Annotated in this window: 12 protein-coding genes; 2 read left to right on the top strand and 10 right to left on the bottom strand. The window is 65.7% G+C overall.

Annotation, left to right across the window (positions count from 1 at the left end):
- Nucleotides 1-33: 33 nt before the first annotated feature.
- Genes addA through tsaE form a run of 5 tightly spaced genes read right to left on the bottom strand, consistent with a single transcriptional unit; the run spans nucleotide 34 to nucleotide 9,217 of the window.
- Complete coding sequence (gene addA / locus IEV75_RS01490; protein ID WP_188450771.1) at nucleotides 34-3,732, bottom strand: double-strand break repair helicase AddA; 3,699 nt, start codon at nucleotides 3,730-3,732, stop codon at nucleotides 34-36.
- Entirely contained in the window at nucleotides 3,729-6,842 is a 3,114-nt protein-coding gene (gene addB, locus IEV75_RS01485; protein ID WP_188450770.1) for a double-strand break repair protein AddB, read from the bottom strand. Before addB ends, addA begins: the two co-directional genes overlap by 4 nt.
- Nucleotides 6,839-7,561, bottom strand: a complete 723-nt coding sequence (locus tag IEV75_RS01480; protein ID WP_233351709.1) for a nucleotidyltransferase family protein — start codon at nucleotides 7,559-7,561, stop codon at nucleotides 6,839-6,841. Before IEV75_RS01480 ends, addB begins: the two co-directional genes overlap by 4 nt.
- On the bottom strand, nucleotides 7,558-8,643 hold the full coding sequence (locus tag IEV75_RS01475) for an aminoglycoside phosphotransferase family protein (RefSeq protein ID WP_188450932.1): 1,086 nt from the start codon (nucleotides 8,641-8,643) through the stop codon (nucleotides 7,558-7,560). Before IEV75_RS01475 ends, IEV75_RS01480 begins: the two co-directional genes overlap by 4 nt.
- Nucleotides 8,636-9,217, bottom strand: a complete 582-nt coding sequence (gene tsaE / locus IEV75_RS01470) for a tRNA (adenosine(37)-N6)-threonylcarbamoyltransferase complex ATPase subunit type 1 TsaE (protein WP_233351708.1) — start codon at nucleotides 9,215-9,217, stop codon at nucleotides 8,636-8,638. Before tsaE ends, IEV75_RS01475 begins: the two co-directional genes overlap by 8 nt.
- Here tsaE and IEV75_RS01465 point away from each other — a divergent pair.
- On the top strand, nucleotides 9,216-10,442 hold the full coding sequence (locus IEV75_RS01465) for an NAD(P)/FAD-dependent oxidoreductase (protein WP_188450769.1): 1,227 nt from the start codon (nucleotides 9,216-9,218) through the stop codon (nucleotides 10,440-10,442). The two genes, tsaE and IEV75_RS01465, sit on opposite strands and share 2 nt — an antisense overlap.
- 38 nt (nucleotides 10,443-10,480) lie before the next feature.
- Entirely contained in the window at nucleotides 10,481-10,801 is a 321-nt protein-coding gene (locus IEV75_RS01460) for a 2Fe-2S iron-sulfur cluster-binding protein (protein ID WP_188450768.1), read from the top strand.
- Nucleotides 10,802-10,805: 4 nt separating this feature from the next.
- Here IEV75_RS01460 and IEV75_RS01455 read toward each other — a convergent pair whose 3' ends face one another.
- The 5 genes from IEV75_RS01455 to IEV75_RS01435 form a co-directional block, all read right to left on the bottom strand.
- Nucleotides 10,806-11,588 (bottom strand): SDR family NAD(P)-dependent oxidoreductase, encoded by a 783-nt coding sequence (locus IEV75_RS01455; protein ID WP_188450767.1) that lies wholly within the window; start codon nucleotides 11,586-11,588, stop codon nucleotides 10,806-10,808.
- The gene (locus IEV75_RS01450; protein ID WP_217978769.1) at nucleotides 11,585-12,688 is read right to left on the bottom strand and encodes an SMP-30/gluconolactonase/LRE family protein; all 1,104 of its coding nucleotides are present in this window, start codon (nucleotides 12,686-12,688) and stop codon (nucleotides 11,585-11,587) included. The genes IEV75_RS01455 and IEV75_RS01450 overlap by 4 nt, the downstream gene beginning before the upstream one ends.
- A 64-nt stretch (nucleotides 12,689-12,752) precedes the next feature.
- Nucleotides 12,753-13,958 (bottom strand): aminotransferase class V-fold PLP-dependent enzyme, encoded by a 1,206-nt coding sequence (locus IEV75_RS01445; RefSeq protein WP_188450766.1) that lies wholly within the window; start codon nucleotides 13,956-13,958, stop codon nucleotides 12,753-12,755.
- The gene (gene kynB / locus IEV75_RS01440; RefSeq protein ID WP_188450765.1) at nucleotides 13,958-14,602 is read right to left on the bottom strand and encodes an arylformamidase; all 645 of its coding nucleotides are present in this window, start codon (nucleotides 14,600-14,602) and stop codon (nucleotides 13,958-13,960) included. The genes IEV75_RS01445 and kynB overlap by 1 nt, the downstream gene beginning before the upstream one ends.
- 151 nt (nucleotides 14,603-14,753) lie before the next feature.
- Nucleotides 14,754-15,530 (bottom strand): glucose 1-dehydrogenase, encoded by a 777-nt coding sequence (locus IEV75_RS01435; protein WP_188450764.1) that lies wholly within the window; start codon nucleotides 15,528-15,530, stop codon nucleotides 14,754-14,756.
- Nucleotides 15,531-15,579: the final 49 nt, after the last annotated feature.

Raw genomic sequence — 15,579 nt, 5'->3', positions numbered from 1 at the left:
TCGGCACGCCCGCCAGCCTCGATGCCCGTACACCTAGGAAGCCGGTCCCGAACGGTCAAGCGCGCCGGGCTGTGCGGCCAGCTCCAGCGCCGCGTCCATGGCTGCATCGGGCAGCTCCATCAGGCGGGCCGCATCCGTCCATACCAGCGCGCAGCGCACGGCCCGGCCCGGATAGAGCACACGCAACAACGCCCTGTAAGCCCCCATCTGGGCCAGATAGGCGGGTGCCACGTCATCGACACTATCGGGCGGCGGCCGATTGGTCTTGAAATCGACAACCAGAACGCTGTCGGGCGTGACCAGCAGCCGGTCCACCTGGCCGTTGACCCGCACACCGGAGGGAAGGCCCGGCGCGCTGCCCGACAGCGCCACTTCGGCGCGCGAACCCGGACCGAACAGGCCGGCAAATTGCGGATCGGCCAGCACCGCCAGCGCCTCGCGCGCAATGGTCTGGCGTTCCGCCTCATCAAGCTCGCGGTGACGCGCCAGCATCCGGTCTGCCGCATCGGCACGGCTGGCGGGCGGCAGGTCGGGCAGGGTCTGCAGCAGCTTGTGAATGAGCGTGCCGCGCAAGAAACGCGCCCGTCCGCCATCGGCCAGCGGAGACAAGCCGGCAGGCTCTCCGCCCGCCTCCAGCCCGGCCAGCAGGCGCGAAGGGGCGATTGCGCGGGAGGCAATGGTCTCGATAAGGGCTGGCGTGCGCATCCGGACAGGGTCGTCCACGCGTTCGTCCGGCGCGCCGGACTTCTTCTTCACCGGGCGGGGGTCCACGCCATAGCGCCGGGCCTGTAACGGGCTTTCCCATTCATAATGGGCAGCAATATCGTCAATCGCCGTGTCTACGCTGCGCCAGCTATCGCCCCGCCAGGCGGCGGCGAGACGACCGTACCAGGTGTCCGGTCTCGGCTGCTTATCCTTGCTATATGTATGGCCACACACGATCAGCCGGTCACGCGCGCGCGTCATCGCAACATAGAGCAGGCGGGCAGATTCGTTCTCCTGATCCCTCTTCCACGCGTCCCGCAGCGCGGTGACAATGTCCGGGGCGAACGCATCCTTTTCCGACCACAGGAGCCCGCTTGTCCCATGGTCTGCAATCTGGGGATGGCCTTTGGACGGCGGGCTGGTTGTGTCCGGCAGGAAGACGATGGGCGCCTCCAGCCCCTTGGCGGCATGCACGGTCATCACCCGCACCTCGTCGCGCCCGCCTTCCGGATCACGCTTCAGCTCACTGTCGGAGCGGGTGACGGCATCAATGAAGCGGGCGAGCGAGGGCGCACCCTCGCGTTCATGGGCCAGCGCGCGGGAGAGGAACTCCTCCAGCGGATCGCGCGCCTCCTCACGCAGGCGGGCATAGATGCGCGCCGCGCGGGTTTCGCCGGTATCGGACGCCTCGCTCAGGAAACGCGCAAAGAAGGCATAAGGGGTCAGCGTATCGACGCGTCCGCGCACGGCCTTCAGCGCAGCTTTGGCATCAGCGAGAGCAGGCTCGTCGCTGCGCTGGAGCGCCTCCCAGAGCGTGCCCCTGCGTCCATAAGCGAGGCGGAACAGTACATCCTCATTGATGCGCGGCATCTCTGCGCCGACAGGGTGGAAGGCCGGACTTTTAAGTACTTCAGCCAGCGCCAGATCATCACCTGGCTGCAGGGCAAAGCGCGCCAGTGAGAGCATGTCCTGCACCACTAGCTGGCCTGGCAGAACCATGCGGTCCGCGCCCGCCACCGGGACTTCCTTTATCTTCAGTTGACGGATGATCTCCGCAAAGAGACCGCTGCGTTGACGCACCAGTATGACGATATCACCCGGCGTCGCCGCGCGCTTGTGCCATTGAGGCTTTTCCTCCCACACCGCGTCGCCGCGGTCGATTATTGCCCTGATCTCCTGCGCAACCGCTTCGGCGAGCTGGTTGCGCGGGGAGTTGTGCGGGCGCGTATCAACCGGCCCGTCCGCCTCTTCGTCGAGGCTGTCCGCCTCACCCTTCGGCAATCGGGGTGTGAAGGGCCAGATTTCCACACAGCCCGGCGTACCGCGCCGTGCCGCCTCATGTCCCCGATAGGCCATAAAGGGATGTGTGCCGGCCAGCGGCAAAGCCTCTGCTTTGCGTTCGCGGTCATCGTGAAATTTTGTGTCGGGCGCGCCGGCCAGCGCCTTGGTCTCGATCGCAGCGCGCACATCGGCAAAGGCCATGTCCACCGCTTCAAGCACTTCCGGCGCGGAGCGGAAGGAGGTTTTCAGCTCCGGCCTCACAAAATCCAGTTTTGCGCCCTCGGTCAGCCCGGCAAGCTTCACACCCTGCGCGATGAAGCGGGCGGGATCAGCGTTCTGGAAGGAATAGATGGACTGCTTTTCATCGCCCACGCAGAACACGGTGCGGGCAAGCTCGCTCGTCCGCTCGCGCCCTTCTCCGGCGAAAAACTCTGCCGCCAGGGCATCGATCACATCCCACTGGTCCGGGGCGGTGTCCTGGGCCTCGTCAACGAGGATATGATCGAGCCCGCCATCCAGCTTGTAGCGCACCCAGGCCGCCATCTCGGCCGTGCCGAGAAGCCGTGAGGCGCGCACGACCAGATCGGCAAAATCCACCGCGCGCTCACGCGTGAGCAGGCGCTCATATTCGATGATGAAGGCCCGCGCGAGCGTGAGGCTGGCAGAGGTGAGCGCGTGCAGGCGCGAGGCAGAAAGCTGGCGCAGCACCGCCTCCATACGGACGCGCTCGGTGCCGGCTTCGCCAAACAGCTCGACCAGTTCGGGGCAGACGGCGGTGGCATCGCCGGTATAGAGGTGGCTGGCCGCTGTGATCTTGTCCTGCTTGGCCGTCAGCATGTAGCCGCAATAGCTCTCCCACGCTCGCCCGGTATCACCCGATCGCACAGCCTCAAGCGTCGCATACAAATGCGGTGCCGCGTCTGTGCTGCGGGATTTGGATGAACCTGCCAGCGCGTCCGCGCACCTCTGCAGCGCCTCAAGGTCCAGCCCGGCGGCGAAATCGGCCTTCAGGCGCATTTCATCTGCATCCGGATCAATGCCGAGAAGGCGCGCAGCCTCCACAATCAGCGGGCCTTCGCCTTGCGCATGTTCGAACAGCTCCGACAGGCGGTGGCGCTCATGGGCGGCCTTTTTGAACACGGCTTCAAAGCCCGTCGGGCCAGCGCGCACCGTGATAGCCTCGATGGCAGCGGCGAGCTTGCCACCGCCTTCACGCCGCGCGGTTTCATAGACGCGCAGCTCCGCTTCGCGGCGCACACGCGCGCTCTGGGCGTCTTCTTGCGTGGCAAAGCCCGGCGGCAGGCCGGCCTCCAGCGGAAACTGGCGCAGAAGGGAATCACAGAACGCGTGCAGCGTCTGCACTTTCAGGCCGCCCGGCGTTTCCAGCGCGCGCGCAAACAGCTTTCGCGCCTCCGCCAGACGGCCCGCATCCGGCTCCGCTTCCTCGCCTGTCAACTTCTGCAGTTCGGCGCGCAGCCTGTCATCGGCCATGACCGACCAGTCGCCCAGCTTCAGAAATAGCCGGGTCTGCATCTCGCCCGCTGCCGCCTTGGTGAACGTCACGCACAATATGCGGTCCGGTGGCACGCCCTCGAGCAGCAGGCGCGCCACCCGGTCGACCAGCACGCGCGTCTTGCCCGACCCCGCATTGGCCTCGACGAACACGCTGGCGCGCGGATCGGCCGCCGCGCGCTGGGCGGTGGTGGCAGACGCGGCGATGGCGGGATCAAAGCCGGGCGCGCTCATGCCCCGTCCTCCGCGTACCGATTGTCGGCATCCGGAGCGGTGGACCATTCGCTGCGCCGTGCCAGATGATCGTAATCGCCATACTCGTTGACGAACTGGCGCCGCGGCTGGCTCCGGTAGGGCTGTTCGAGGTCCGCAAACTTCGCAGCATAGCGCTTCAGGCGTTCCAGCGCCTTGGCATGCATCTCCTCCGGGTCGCCCCTCACCTGTTTCTTCTTGCCGTCAAAGCCGGGAATTTCCACCGCGCCGCCCGGCGTCTTTGTGCCTTTGACTGCGATATAGCGATAGCGGTGGATCGGCCCTTTGGGCACGGCAGCAAAGCCGCCACTGGAAAGAATTGCCCCGGTCAGGGTCAGCTGCGGAGAGAAGCCGGCCGTCACGGACGGCTCTGACGGCACCGTCCCCGTCTTGTAATCGAGGATCACATAGCCTTCCGGCGCCTGGTCTATGCGATCTGGCGTCGCCGAGAGCGTGAAACGGGCATTGCCTGCTGGAAAACTGATCTCGCCGCGCGTTTCAAGGGCGGCCAGTATCGGCAGCTGCCCCTGCGCCCGGCGCTCGGCCTCATAGTCCACCATCCAGCGTGCGCCATGGGCAAAGCGGGCCAGCTCCACCGCCATCTCGCTTTCCGTAAAGCCCGCCTCAACCAGCTCCCGTTCACCAAGCGCAACAAGCCGTTCAAGCGCATCATCAGGCAGCTTGCGCCGGTCACCGAGCTCCTTCACCCAGAGCTCGAGCGCGCTGTGCCAGGCGGTGCCACGCTCGGCCGGACCCGGCTCGCGGTCCAGCGGATCGAGAACGTCCAGCTTCAGTATACGCTGCGCATAAATGTAATAGGGGTCGCGCACCCATTTCTCGATGGCCGTCACCGGCAGGGCGCTGGGCCGGGCCTCCAATGGCGGACAGGGCAGAGGTTCACTGATCTGTGTGAGCGCGCCGGGCTCGTCCAGACGCGCGCCGAGCGCCAGATAGTCGTGGAGAGGCTTAAGCGCGTTTTCCGCCATGCCTTCTTTCAGCGCCCCGCGCGTCAGCGTCTGCAGCCGCCACAGCCAGCGTGAGGCGACCGTCGGCGCGCCATCCGTACTGGTCGAACGCGTCAGGATCACATCGGGCAGGCAAGCAAGCTCGGCGAAATCATGCGCCGCAAGGCCTAGCCGCCTTTCCGGCGGCGGCAGGCCGGCAGCCTTCCTCATGGAGCGGGAGAGGAAAGGATCACTGCCCAGCTTTTGCGGCCAGACGCCTTCATTGAGACCGGCGAGGATCACCCGGTCGGCATGCAAAAGGCGCGCTTCCAGCGGACCCAGCAGGGCAAGGCGCGGATGCGCGCCCGAACGCGGACGCACCCGCCGGCTGCGCGCGGTTTCCAGAAACACGCGGGCAAAGGCCCGCAAGGAGAGCGGCGGCAAGGCCTCCGCCTCTTCGAGAAACTCGCGCATCAGCCCGGCCGCATTCTCGCCCGCTTCGCCTGCCCACAGCCGATCTGCACCACGCAGGGTATCGCTGGCGGCCAGGTTCTCGGCGGCTTGCGCGAGCGCCCGCGCAAAGACTGCGGCGGGCTGATCGCCTTCCAGCGTCAGCAGGGGCGCAAGGGCGGTCTCGATCCGCGTGACGATCTCCACCCAGCGGGATGTCTTGCCGGCCTCCACGCGTGCGATCACGTGGGCAAAGCAGTTGCCGGGCCTGCGTCCGCGCAAGGTCTTGCGTTCCATGGCCGCGATATCGGCCATCAGGGCGGGACGCTTCTCACCCAGCGCAAACAGCGGTGATGCCCACAGAGCCGCCAGCGCCAGCGCAGAACCGGGATCGGTGGCGCATTCCAGAACGCGCATCAGAAAGGCCCCCGGCGCGGTATCGCTCAGGGCTTCGCCCGCACTGTCATCCAATTCCACGCCGAACCGGCTCATCTCGGTGGTGATGCGCCGCGCCAGCGCCCGGTCCGGCGTCACCACCATGGCTGTCCTGCCCGGAGTCTCCAGCGTCTCTCTCAGGGCCAGCGCGATGGCACGTGCCTCGCTGGCCGGATCGCGCGCCTCGATGACGGATAGGCCGTCTATACCCAGCCCGACGACATCGCCGCCCCAGGCTTCGCCGAGCACGCGGATGCGTTTCAGCCAGTCGGCGGTTTCATCCGCCGGACGCAGCGCCTCGGTGATCAGGCGCGCCCGCGCCTGCGCGCGTGCCTCGTGCCTGTCAGCACTGAAGGTATCGCGCGCCACCTTTACCGGCGCCAGTGGCCATTCCCTCACATCATTGCGGCCAATTCCGATCCGCCGGAGCAGCGCCTTCATGGCGCGTTGCGGGTGGCCTTCATCAATCGCCTTCCAGCTCGCCTCATCCATGAAGCCGGCAAAGCCGGGCAGTACGACCGCGCCGCGTTCAAGCCCTGCTACCACGCTGAGCAGATGCGCCGATGCCGGGATGGAACCGGTGGAGCCAGCCGCGATCACGGGACCGGGCGGCGGGCTTTCCTGCCAGCGGTCTGCCAGCGCATTAAGCAGGGCCGAACGCCTGTAGGCCGGATCGCAAAAGCCAAGGCTTTCCAGATGCAGCGGCCATTGCTCCAGCACGATATCGAGGAACAGCGCCGCCTCCTGCCGGTCGGCAGGCAGGGCGGCCCGCACAGCCGGATCTTCCAGCGCGCCAAGCCCGGTGATTTCCTCCGATGCAAGCTCATCGAGAAGGCTTGCCAGCGCATCGGCCAGCACCAGCGCACCATCGGGCGTCATCTCCCGGCGTGCGGCTTCTTCGCGGGCAAGGATCAGGCTGGCGAGCTCGAAACGCCGCCGTGCAGCACTGATCGCCGGTAGCGCCAGATGCTCAAGCTCGCCCGGTTCAAACGGCGGCTCATCCGCGTCGACATCGCCCAGCGGACGGATCAGCGGCAATATGGCAGCGCTGATGCCGCTTTCGGCCTGTATGGCGCTGAACGCCTCGCCCAGCGCCCGGCCCGCCCGGCGTGTCGGCAGCAGCACGGTCACCCCCGCCAGCGCTTCCGGGTCCGGAAACTCGGCTGTCAATGTGCGCGCAAGGCTTTTGAGGAAATCCGCCGCAGGCGCCAGCGTGAAGACACGCGGGGAGGATGTATCGAATATGCGCGGTGGCGGGCTCATGCCCCTGAAGCTAGCCGATTCTCGGCTGCGTCCCGCGCATTCGGATCGCCGACATGCATCCAGAACGCGTCCATCACCTGCCCGGTGATACGGCCTGCCGAGAGCGCTTTGTCCCAGATGCGGTTGGTGGAGAAGGGCTCGCACGGCCAGCCCGCCAGAACGCGCGGATGCATGATCTGCACCCCGGCATAGAAAAGCGGTTCGGCGCCGTCGGGCGCGTGCGCAAAGCGCACCAGCCGCCCCCCCTCCAGCACGGCGAAGTCGCCTGCCCCTTCAAGGCCGAGCAGATTGCCCTTGCGCGCCAGCAACAGCCGGAAATCCATCACCCTTGCATCAAATCCGTCCGCCAGACGCGCCAGCTCCGCGCCGCTCTCATCGACCCAGAACGCGTCGATATTGGCGACAAATACCGGGTCCGCGCCCAGCAGGGGCGCAGCCTTTACCAGCCCGCCGCCCGTCTCCAATAGCTGATCGGTCTCGTCGGAAATATGGATGCGCGGCGCCCCGTGACGGTTGGCCAGATGGGCGCGCATGCGATCGGCAAAATGGTGAATATTGACCACCGCATCGGACACACCCGCCCGCGCCAGCGCATCAAGCGTCCAGTCGGCAAGCGCGCGCCCGCCCACCTCGACCAGCGCCTTGGGCCGGTCATCGGTCAGGGGCCGCATGCGCGTGCCAAGCCCTGCCGCCATGACCATGGCGCGCGACGGCCTCATCGCGCACCCTCCGGCACGGCTTTGCGCACCAGCGCGGCCACATCGCGCAAGGCAGGGTGAGCGAGATCACGGTCGAAATGGGCTTTAACGCGGGGGATGAGATCGAGATAGCGTGCCTTGCCGTCGCGCTCTGCCAGACGCACGAAAATGCCCAGGATTTTAGCATTGCGCTGGGCGCCCAGCACCGCATAGGCGGCATCGAACGCAGCCCGGTCCTTGAGCCTGGCTGCCTTGAAGAAGCGGTCTTTCAGCGGCCCGGCCAGATCAGGCGACACGTCCCGGCGGGCGTCTTCAATGAGCGAGACCAGATCATAGGCCGGGTGGGCGAAGAGCGCGTCCTGAAAGTCCAGCAATCCGGTGCGCCCCTCTTCCTCACGGTCCGGCAGCCAGATCAGGTTCTCCGCGTGATAGTCACGCAGCGCCAGCCCCGGCGCATGGGCCTCCAGGGCCGCAAAAACCGCCTGCCAGACACCCTCCCATTCGGCGCGGAAATCATCTGAAGGCCGGGCCGCAAAGCGGGGCAAATACCAGTCGAGATAAAGCCCGGTCTCCGCCAGCAGCGCCATCTCGTCATAGGCGTGCACGCGCCAGGACTGGCCCTGCGCCTCGAACACGGAGGGAAAGCTGGAGCGGTAGATCGCGGCCAGCGTGTCTACCGCGCTGGCATAGAGCTTTCCTTCATGGGCGCCGGCTGGGATGGCGCGCGCAAACAGCGCCTCGCCCAGATCCTCGATCAGCAGAAGGCCCGCGTCCATGTCAGCCGCCAGAATGCGCGGGGCGGAAAACCCGCGCTCGATCAGCGCCTGCGCGATACCGGCAAAGGCCGCGACATTGTTTCCGGCCAGCCGCGCAACCGCATTGTAGCCGAGCGCATGACGCTCTTGCGGGCTGGCATGGTCTGGTGCCACAGGTGTTTCGGCAGCGCCAGGCGCGTCCATCAGTATGGCGCGCGCCTCCCCCCTGCTGGCGCGGAAATAGCGCCGCGTGGAGGCGTCGCCCGGGAAGGCGGTGAGAACCGCACCGCCCCAGCCGGCACGTTCCAGAAGCGCTAAGCGCTCACCGGTGCGCTCATCCTCAGACATGGATACGGGCAAGGCGCTCCCCCCAGCTGCCATGCGCGGCGAGGCGCGCAATCCGCCTGTGCTCTTGCCCGTCCGCGCCTTCAAAATCCAGCCTGATCTCCAGCCTGTTTTCACTCAAGTGATCATCCAGCCGGTCCGGCCATTCAATGATCAGCACGCCGGTTTGCGCGGCATCCTCAAGACCCAGCTCGATCAGTTCTGAAGTATCCTCAACCCGGTAGAGATCGGCGTGCAGCACATCAAACCCGGCGCGTGCGATATAGGCCTGCACTAGCGTGTAGGTGGGGCTGGGCACCTCCTCCACGCCCGCTATCTCGCCAACAAAAGCGCGCGCCAGCGTCGTCTTGCCTGCACCAAGCGAGCCGGTCAGCAGGATGACATCACCCGGCACGGCCAGTCCGGCCAGTGCCCGGCCCAGAACCTGCGTCGCTCCGATACTGTCCAGATGAATCGCCTTGTCCTTCATGGCGCGCAGTAAGGCGCGCAATCGCGCCGGCAGCAAGAGCCCCGCCGCGTGCCGGGGCAGCCCCTTCCCCTTGCAGGCCCGCCGCAAACCGGCCAAGAAAGCAGTCATGAGCACGAATGCTGGAACGGTGATCATCGGCGCGGGCCAGGCGGGCCTGTCGTGCGCGGCAGAACTGCGCCGCCGCAAATATGACGGCCCGGTCACGCTGATCGGTGCTGAACCGCAATTACCCTATCAGCGCCCGCCTCTGTCGAAGGCCTATCTCGCCGGCGAAATGCCGGAGGAGCGGCTCTGGCTCAAGCCTGAGGCCTTCTACCCGGCCTCTGACATCACCTGCCTGACCAGCACGCGCGTCACCGCCATCGAGTGTGATGCCCGCGAAGTGCTACTGGCTGATGGCCAGCGCATCGGTTTCGATCACTGCGTGATTGCCACGGGCGGAGAGGCGCGTATCCCGCCCATTCCTGGCGCCAACCTGCCCGGCGTGGAAGTGCTGCGCACGCTTGCAGAAGCCGATCATCTCTCTGCCGCGCTGAATGACGCCAGATCGCTCGCCGTTATCGGGGCGGGCTATATCGGGCTGGAAGTGGCGGCATCGGCGCGCAAGCGCGGGCTCGCCGTAACGGTGCTGGAAGCAGCAGAACGGCCCATGGCGCGCACGGCAAGCCCGATCCTCGGCGGCTGGTTTGGCGCCATCCATCGCGGGTACGGCGTCGATCTGCGCGTCAGCACACCGGTTGCCTCCATCATGGACAGCAATGGCCGCGCCGCCGGCGTCGCGCTCGCCGACGGCGATACGGTCGAGGCGGACTGCATACTTCTCGCCGCCGGGCTTGCGCTCAATACAGGCCTTGCCGAGGCCGCCGGGCTGGACTGCAAGGACGGCATTCTGGTCGATGCGGCCTGCCGTACCAGTGATCCGTCCATTTTCGCCTGCGGCGATATCGCCCGCTTCCATTCGGGCCTCTATGGCCGCTCGATCCGGCTGGAGTCGGTCCAGAATGCGATCGAGCAGGGCAAGGCGGTCGCGGCCGCCATTACAGGCGCCGACGTGAACTATGACCCCGTTCCATGGTTCTGGTCCGACCAGTATGCGCTCAAACTGCAAATTGCAGGGCTGATAGAGGGCGCGGACTCGATCGTGCGGCGCGGCGATCCTGAAATGGGCAATTTTGCCGTGTTTCACCTGAAAGCCGGACGCATCATCGCCTGCGAGGCGGTCAATTCCGGACCCGAATACATGGCAGCGCAAAAGCTGATCAGCAGCGGCAAACCGGTCGATCCGGAAGCCTTGCGCAATCTCGATGTGGCGATGCGCGATCTTCTCGCCTAAATACCGCGCCAACACCTAGTTACCGATCAGGGCATCTTATGACGAAAATCACCTTTATCGAGCATGACGGCACAGAACACACGGTGGAAGCCGTCAACGGGCTGACCGTGATGGAAACCGCCATCCGCAACATGGTGCCCGGCATCGATGCCGATTGCGGCGGCGCGTGCGCGTGCGCGACCTGCCATGTCTATGTCGACCCGGCCTGGGAAGACAAAACCGGCGAACGCTCCTCCATGGAACAATCCATGCTGGATTTTGCCTCGGACGTGGAAGCCAGCTCGCGCCTCTCCTGTCAGATCAAGGTAAGCGACGCGCTGGACGGCCTGGTCGTGCGCCTGCCCGAACAGCAGGGGTAACGCTCTAGACCCGCTCCACCTCGCGCCGGACAATGGCCTGCACCAGCCCTGCCGGTGCGAGCTTGGTGAGAATGTATGCCGCGCGCATTTTTGCACCCGACACCACAAACCGTTTGCGCCCGTCCAGCCCGCGCATGACGTCACGCGCCACCTCGTCTGCGGTTGTCGAGGTGAAGCTGTCAAACGTGCGCAAGCCCTCCATGCCCGCCGCGCCCTTGAAGGGCGTGTCCTTCACGGCCGCCGGACATACGGTCATCACGCGCACACTCGAGCCCGCCTCTTTCAGCTCCCGGTCCAGCGCCAGCGAGTAATGGCGCACGAAAGCTTTTGTGGCGGCATAGACCGCCATGAAGGGCACAGGCTGAAAAGCGGAATTGGAGGCGATGTTGACGATGGTCCCGCCCTCCTTCTCCATCATGGGAACAAAGGCGCGCGTCATGGCGTGCAGGGCAGAGATATTGAGCGCGATCATGGCCTGTTCGCGCGCCGGGTCGAGGCTGGCCGAAGCGCCGAAAAACCCGATCCCGGCATTATTGACCAGAATGTCCGGCGCGGCGGTCTTCTTCACCCATTTGGTGATGCGTTCCAGGGCATCGGCTTCGGTCAGGTCGGCGCACAGCGCATCAATCTCCGCATCAGGATAATCGCCATTCAGGGCGGTTTGCGCACTATTGATCTCCGCCGGATCAAGGCTGATCCAGGAAACCTGCCAGCCGCGTTCCAACGCCCGGCGCGTCAGCGCCAGACCGATCCCGCTGGACCCGCCCGTGATGAGGATGCGAGTCATTCCTCTGCGGTCTCATCAAGGCGCGGCGGCACAGGGAAGGCGTCGACCGTTGGCCGGTCCAGCCCACCCGTCCATATCTGCCCTTGCCACGGCACCACGGTGGTCGCGCCCAGCTCGCCCTCGCGCGTCGGCCCGTAGAGCACGCGGACCGGCTCGCCCAGCCGGTTCACAGCCAGCCCCATGACCGGGCGGGCGGGCAGCTCCGGCTCACCGAACACATCGGCAAAACGGCGCATGAGGCGCTTGAGCAGCGGGCGCGGATGGAAGAACTCCATCAGTTCGCTGTGCCGCGAGGGCATGGCGATCCACAGCAAGTTCTCTTCCGGATCCCAGTGGATATTGTCCGGATAGCCGGGCAGGCCATCGATCAGGATACGCAGATTGCCGGTGACCGGATCAAGCACATGGACCTGACGCGCCCAGGTTTCATTAATGAAGACATCGCCTGAGTCCGGGTCGTGGGCGACCCCGTTGGCAAAGGCCAGATCATCGGCGAGCACGCGGCGCGTGCCATCGGGCGTGTAGGCGAGTATCCGCGCCGTCTGTTCGCCCTCCCAGAAGCTTTCCATGTATTCGCCATAACCGTAGCGGCCCGACGCATCGGTAAGAATGATGGTGCCGTCCTCGAGAATGGTCAGGTCATCGGTGAAGACCAGTGCCGGGAACTCGCCCGGCTCATCGATCACTGTCCATCCGCCTTCATCAAGACGGATCAGGCCGCGAAGCGCATCGGCAACGTGCAAGGCGCCGTCCGGCGAGAAGGCAAGGCCCAGCGGCCGCCCGCCCGTATGGGCCACTTCCTCCCAGCCGCCCTCGGACGCGCGCGCCATGATGCGGCCATCGGCAAGCCCGGTATAGAGCCGTCCGTCCGGGCCGGGTTCGAGATCCTCTGCCCCGTGCAGCCCTTCTTCGGTCAGCACCGGCTCGACCGGATCGGCAAACAGCGCCTCCAGCGCGGGATCGGGCGGGGCCGGGTTAAAATAGCGCGCATCGAGCGCACCCGGCCCGAACAGCAGCAATATGGCAAGCCCGAACAGGCCAAAGAGAACCGCCACAAGCCGGATAATCCACGCCATCATCGCCCCCTTGAACGCGTCCATGCTGGCGTAAAGCTTCCCTTGAAAGGCACGCGCTTGGCAAGGGCTGACCGCCTGCCGGCCCGTCTCAAGTCACCGGGTTGCGTCTGGCAAAGCGCGGCTCGCGGTAGCGGCCTGACCGGACGATATCCACCATGATCTGGCCGGCGCGGAAGACCTGCGCATGCGTGAGGTAGAGCGGCGCGAAGCCGAAACGCATAACGTCAGGCTCCCGGAAATCCCCGATCACGCCTTCGGCGATCATCGCCTGCACGATGGCATAGCCGTCCTCATGAACAAGGCTGACATGGCCGGCACGCTGCGCCGATGGCGGCGAGATCGTCTCAAGGCCGAGCGGCGCAATAGCCGCCAGGAAAGTATCGCCCAGCGCGCGCGCCTTGGCTTCAACGTGCCCCATGTCGACGCCCTCAAACGCCTCCAGCGCACCGTAGAGCGCGCTCATGGAGAGGATGGGGGGTGTGCCGGCACCGAAGCGGGAAACGCCTGTAGCGGGCTTGTAGCCGTCCTTGAAGGCGAACGGGCTGGCGTGGCCCATCCAGCCTGATAGCGGCTGGGCAAACTCTTCGACCACATCGCGGTGACAATAGATGAAGGCAGGCGCGCCCGGCCCGCCATTGAGATATTTGTAGCCGCAGCCCACGGCGTACTTGGCGCCATCACGCTCCAGATGCAGGTCAACAAGGCCCGCCGCGTGCGACAGATCCCAGATGATTGTCTTGCCGAGCCGCGCAGCCTCGCGCTCTTCCGCCCCGATATCGACAATGGCGGCGGTCTTGTAGTGCACCGCGCTCCTGACCAGCACATCCACGCCGCCGAGCAGCCCGGCCACGCCTGCGCCCGGCTCGATATAGGTGAAAGTGGAGTCTGACAGGCGCGCCAGCCCTTCCATCACATAACCGTCAGTCGGAAAATCTCCGCGTTCTACCGCGACGCCCTTGGCCCCGCCCATGACAAGGCCAGCCGCCAGCTTGAAGAGATTGACCGACACGGAATCGCCCGCGATCACGCTGGCCTCGTCAACGCCGATCAGGCGGGCAATGCGCACGCCGGTGCGCAGCGGCAGGCCCATCCAGTCGGCGCTGTTCCATGAGGCAATGAGGTCATGGCCCCACTCTGCTTGCGCAGCCCTTGCCAGCGCATCGAGCGCCGGACGCGGCGGCGGGCCCAGCGAATTGCCGTCGAGATAGATCACGCCCTGCGGCAGGTCGAACAGCCTGGCGGTTTGGGCAAACGGGTCATTGCGGTCCAGCGCGCGCGCATCATCCAGTTGCATCAGCTCAATTCCCTCAAGACCGCCCGTACCGGCGCTGCATCCAGCCCGGCGAGCTTCAGCGGCAGGGCTATCAGCTCGTAGCGCCCTTCGGCCACATCATCGAGCACCAGCCCTTCCAGAATACGCATGTCATGCGCGGCCACGCGTTTGTGGGCATCCATGGTCTTTGAGGTTTCCGGATCAACCGAGGGCGCGTCAGTGCCGACGAGCATCACGCCGCGGGCATGGAGAAGATCGATAGCCTCTGGCGCCATAGCCGTGAAATCACTGTCCCACGCATCTTGAGCCGCCACGTGGCAGGTGCGGATCAGGACGCGGCCGGGCACATCGCCGCCGCACACCGCCTCCAGCCGCGCAGCCAGCACATCGGCGTTCACCCGCTCACCCTCGTCAAGACAATGGATAACCACGCACGGCCCGATGAAGACATCAAGTGCCATCGCGCCGGCATCCTCGCCCTTGGCATTATAATGCAGAGGGGCATCCGCGTGCGCACCGGTATGGGTGGAAATGGTCAGCTTCGAGACATTGACCGGCGAGCCTTTCCCCATGTCCCAGGTGCGCTGGAACTGAACCGGCGTATCACCCGGCCAGACCGGCAGGCCGGGGCGGATGGCAGGGGAGATGTCGATAATGCGGGTCATGGTATTGCGTGCCTTGCGGCTCCTTGTTTCCTTCCCCGTCGTTTACGCGGGAGGTGTCAGCGAAGCTGACGGAGGGGAGCTTTTTCAGAACAATCCCCCCTCGGCCCTTCGGGCCACTCCCCCGCAAACGGGGGAGAAAGCTAATTTGCCTCTACAACGGCCCCCTGCCCATGATCCCGCCATCGACAACAAGGCACTGGCCGGTCATATAGCTGGAGGCATCGCTCGCAAGGAAATGGATGGCGGCGGCCATGTCCTCGGGCTGGCCGACGCGCTGCAGCGAGAAATTGCGCTTCATCATGTCGTCCAGGCCGGGATTGGAGGTGAGCGCGCTCGCGAGCTTGGTCTCGGTGAGGCCCGGGCAGAGCGCGTTGACGCGGATCTTGTGGCCGCCCGCCTCCTGGGCGAGCACCTGCGTCATCGAGATCACCGACGCCTTGGTGATCGAATACACGCCCTGGAAGAAGCCGGGGCGCAGACCGTTGACCGAGGCGACATTGACGATCGAGCCGCCGCCTGTCTCTTTCATCATGTGGATCGCGCCGGTGGAGAGGAAGAACGGCCCCTTCACATTGACGTCGAACGTCTTGTCAAAGGCGTCTTCGGGCGTGTCTTCAACGGGGCCGAAATACGGGCTGGTCGCGCCGTTATTGACGAGGATGTCGAGCCGGCCTTCTTCCTTGCGGATGGCCTCCAGCGCCGCCTTGCGGTCTCCCGCGCTGCCCAGATGCAGCGTCATGGCGCGCGCCTTGCCGCCCGCCTCGCGGATTTCCGAGGCTACGCGCTCGCAGTCTTCCACCTTGCGGCTTGCCGCGATCACGATGGCCCCGTTACGCGCAAGGCGCTTGGCCGCCGCCTCGCCAATGCCACGGCTGGCGCCTGCAATCAGTGCCACCTTGCCGTCCACGCGCAAATCCGTCTCGGTCATGTTCCGGTCCTCATATGATTATGAAAATGCCTGCCACCGCCCGTTCGGA

It is taken from the genome of Glycocaulis albus (assembly GCF_014639075.1).
GTDB classification, from domain to species: Bacteria; Pseudomonadota; Alphaproteobacteria; order Caulobacterales; family Maricaulaceae; genus Glycocaulis; species Glycocaulis albus.
Note: the sequence above shows the minus strand (reverse complement) of the source record. Positions and strands in the feature narration are given on the sequence as shown.

Bases quoted from the DNA above. Each gene is read 5' to 3' on its own strand.
- kynB (WP_188450765.1), bottom strand. From the start codon at position 14,602: ATGACCCGCATTATCGACATCTCCCCTGCCATCCGCCCCGGCCTGCCG.
- IEV75_RS01445 (WP_188450766.1), bottom strand. From the start codon at position 13,958: ATGCAACTGGATGATGCGCGCGCGCTGGACCGCAATGACCCGTTTGCC.
- tsaE (WP_233351708.1), bottom strand. From the start codon at position 9,217: ATGACTGCTTTCTTGGCCGGTTTGCGGCGGGCCTGCAAGGGGAAGGGG.
- IEV75_RS01460 (WP_188450768.1), top strand. From the start codon at position 10,481: ATGACGAAAATCACCTTTATCGAGCATGACGGCACAGAACACACGGTG.
- IEV75_RS01465 (WP_188450769.1), top strand. From the start codon at position 9,216: ATGAGCACGAATGCTGGAACGGTGATCATCGGCGCGGGCCAGGCGGGC.
- IEV75_RS01455 (WP_188450767.1), bottom strand. From the start codon at position 11,588: ATGACTCGCATCCTCATCACGGGCGGGTCCAGCGGGATCGGTCTGGCG.
- IEV75_RS01480 (WP_233351709.1), bottom strand. From the start codon at position 7,561: ATGAGGCCGTCGCGCGCCATGGTCATGGCGGCAGGGCTTGGCACGCGC.
- IEV75_RS01475 (WP_188450932.1), bottom strand. From the start codon at position 8,643: ATGTCTGAGGATGAGCGCACCGGTGAGCGCTTAGCGCTTCTGGAACGT.
- IEV75_RS01435 (WP_188450764.1), bottom strand. From the start codon at position 15,530: ATGACCGAGACGGATTTGCGCGTGGACGGCAAGGTGGCACTGATTGCA.
- IEV75_RS01450 (WP_217978769.1), bottom strand. From the start codon at position 12,688: ATGGACGCGTTCAAGGGGGCGATGATGGCGTGGATTATCCGGCTTGTG.
- addB (WP_188450770.1), bottom strand. From the start codon at position 6,842: ATGAGCCCGCCACCGCGCATATTCGATACATCCTCCCCGCGTGTCTTC.
- addA (WP_188450771.1), bottom strand. From the start codon at position 3,732: ATGAGCGCGCCCGGCTTTGATCCCGCCATCGCCGCGTCTGCCACCACC.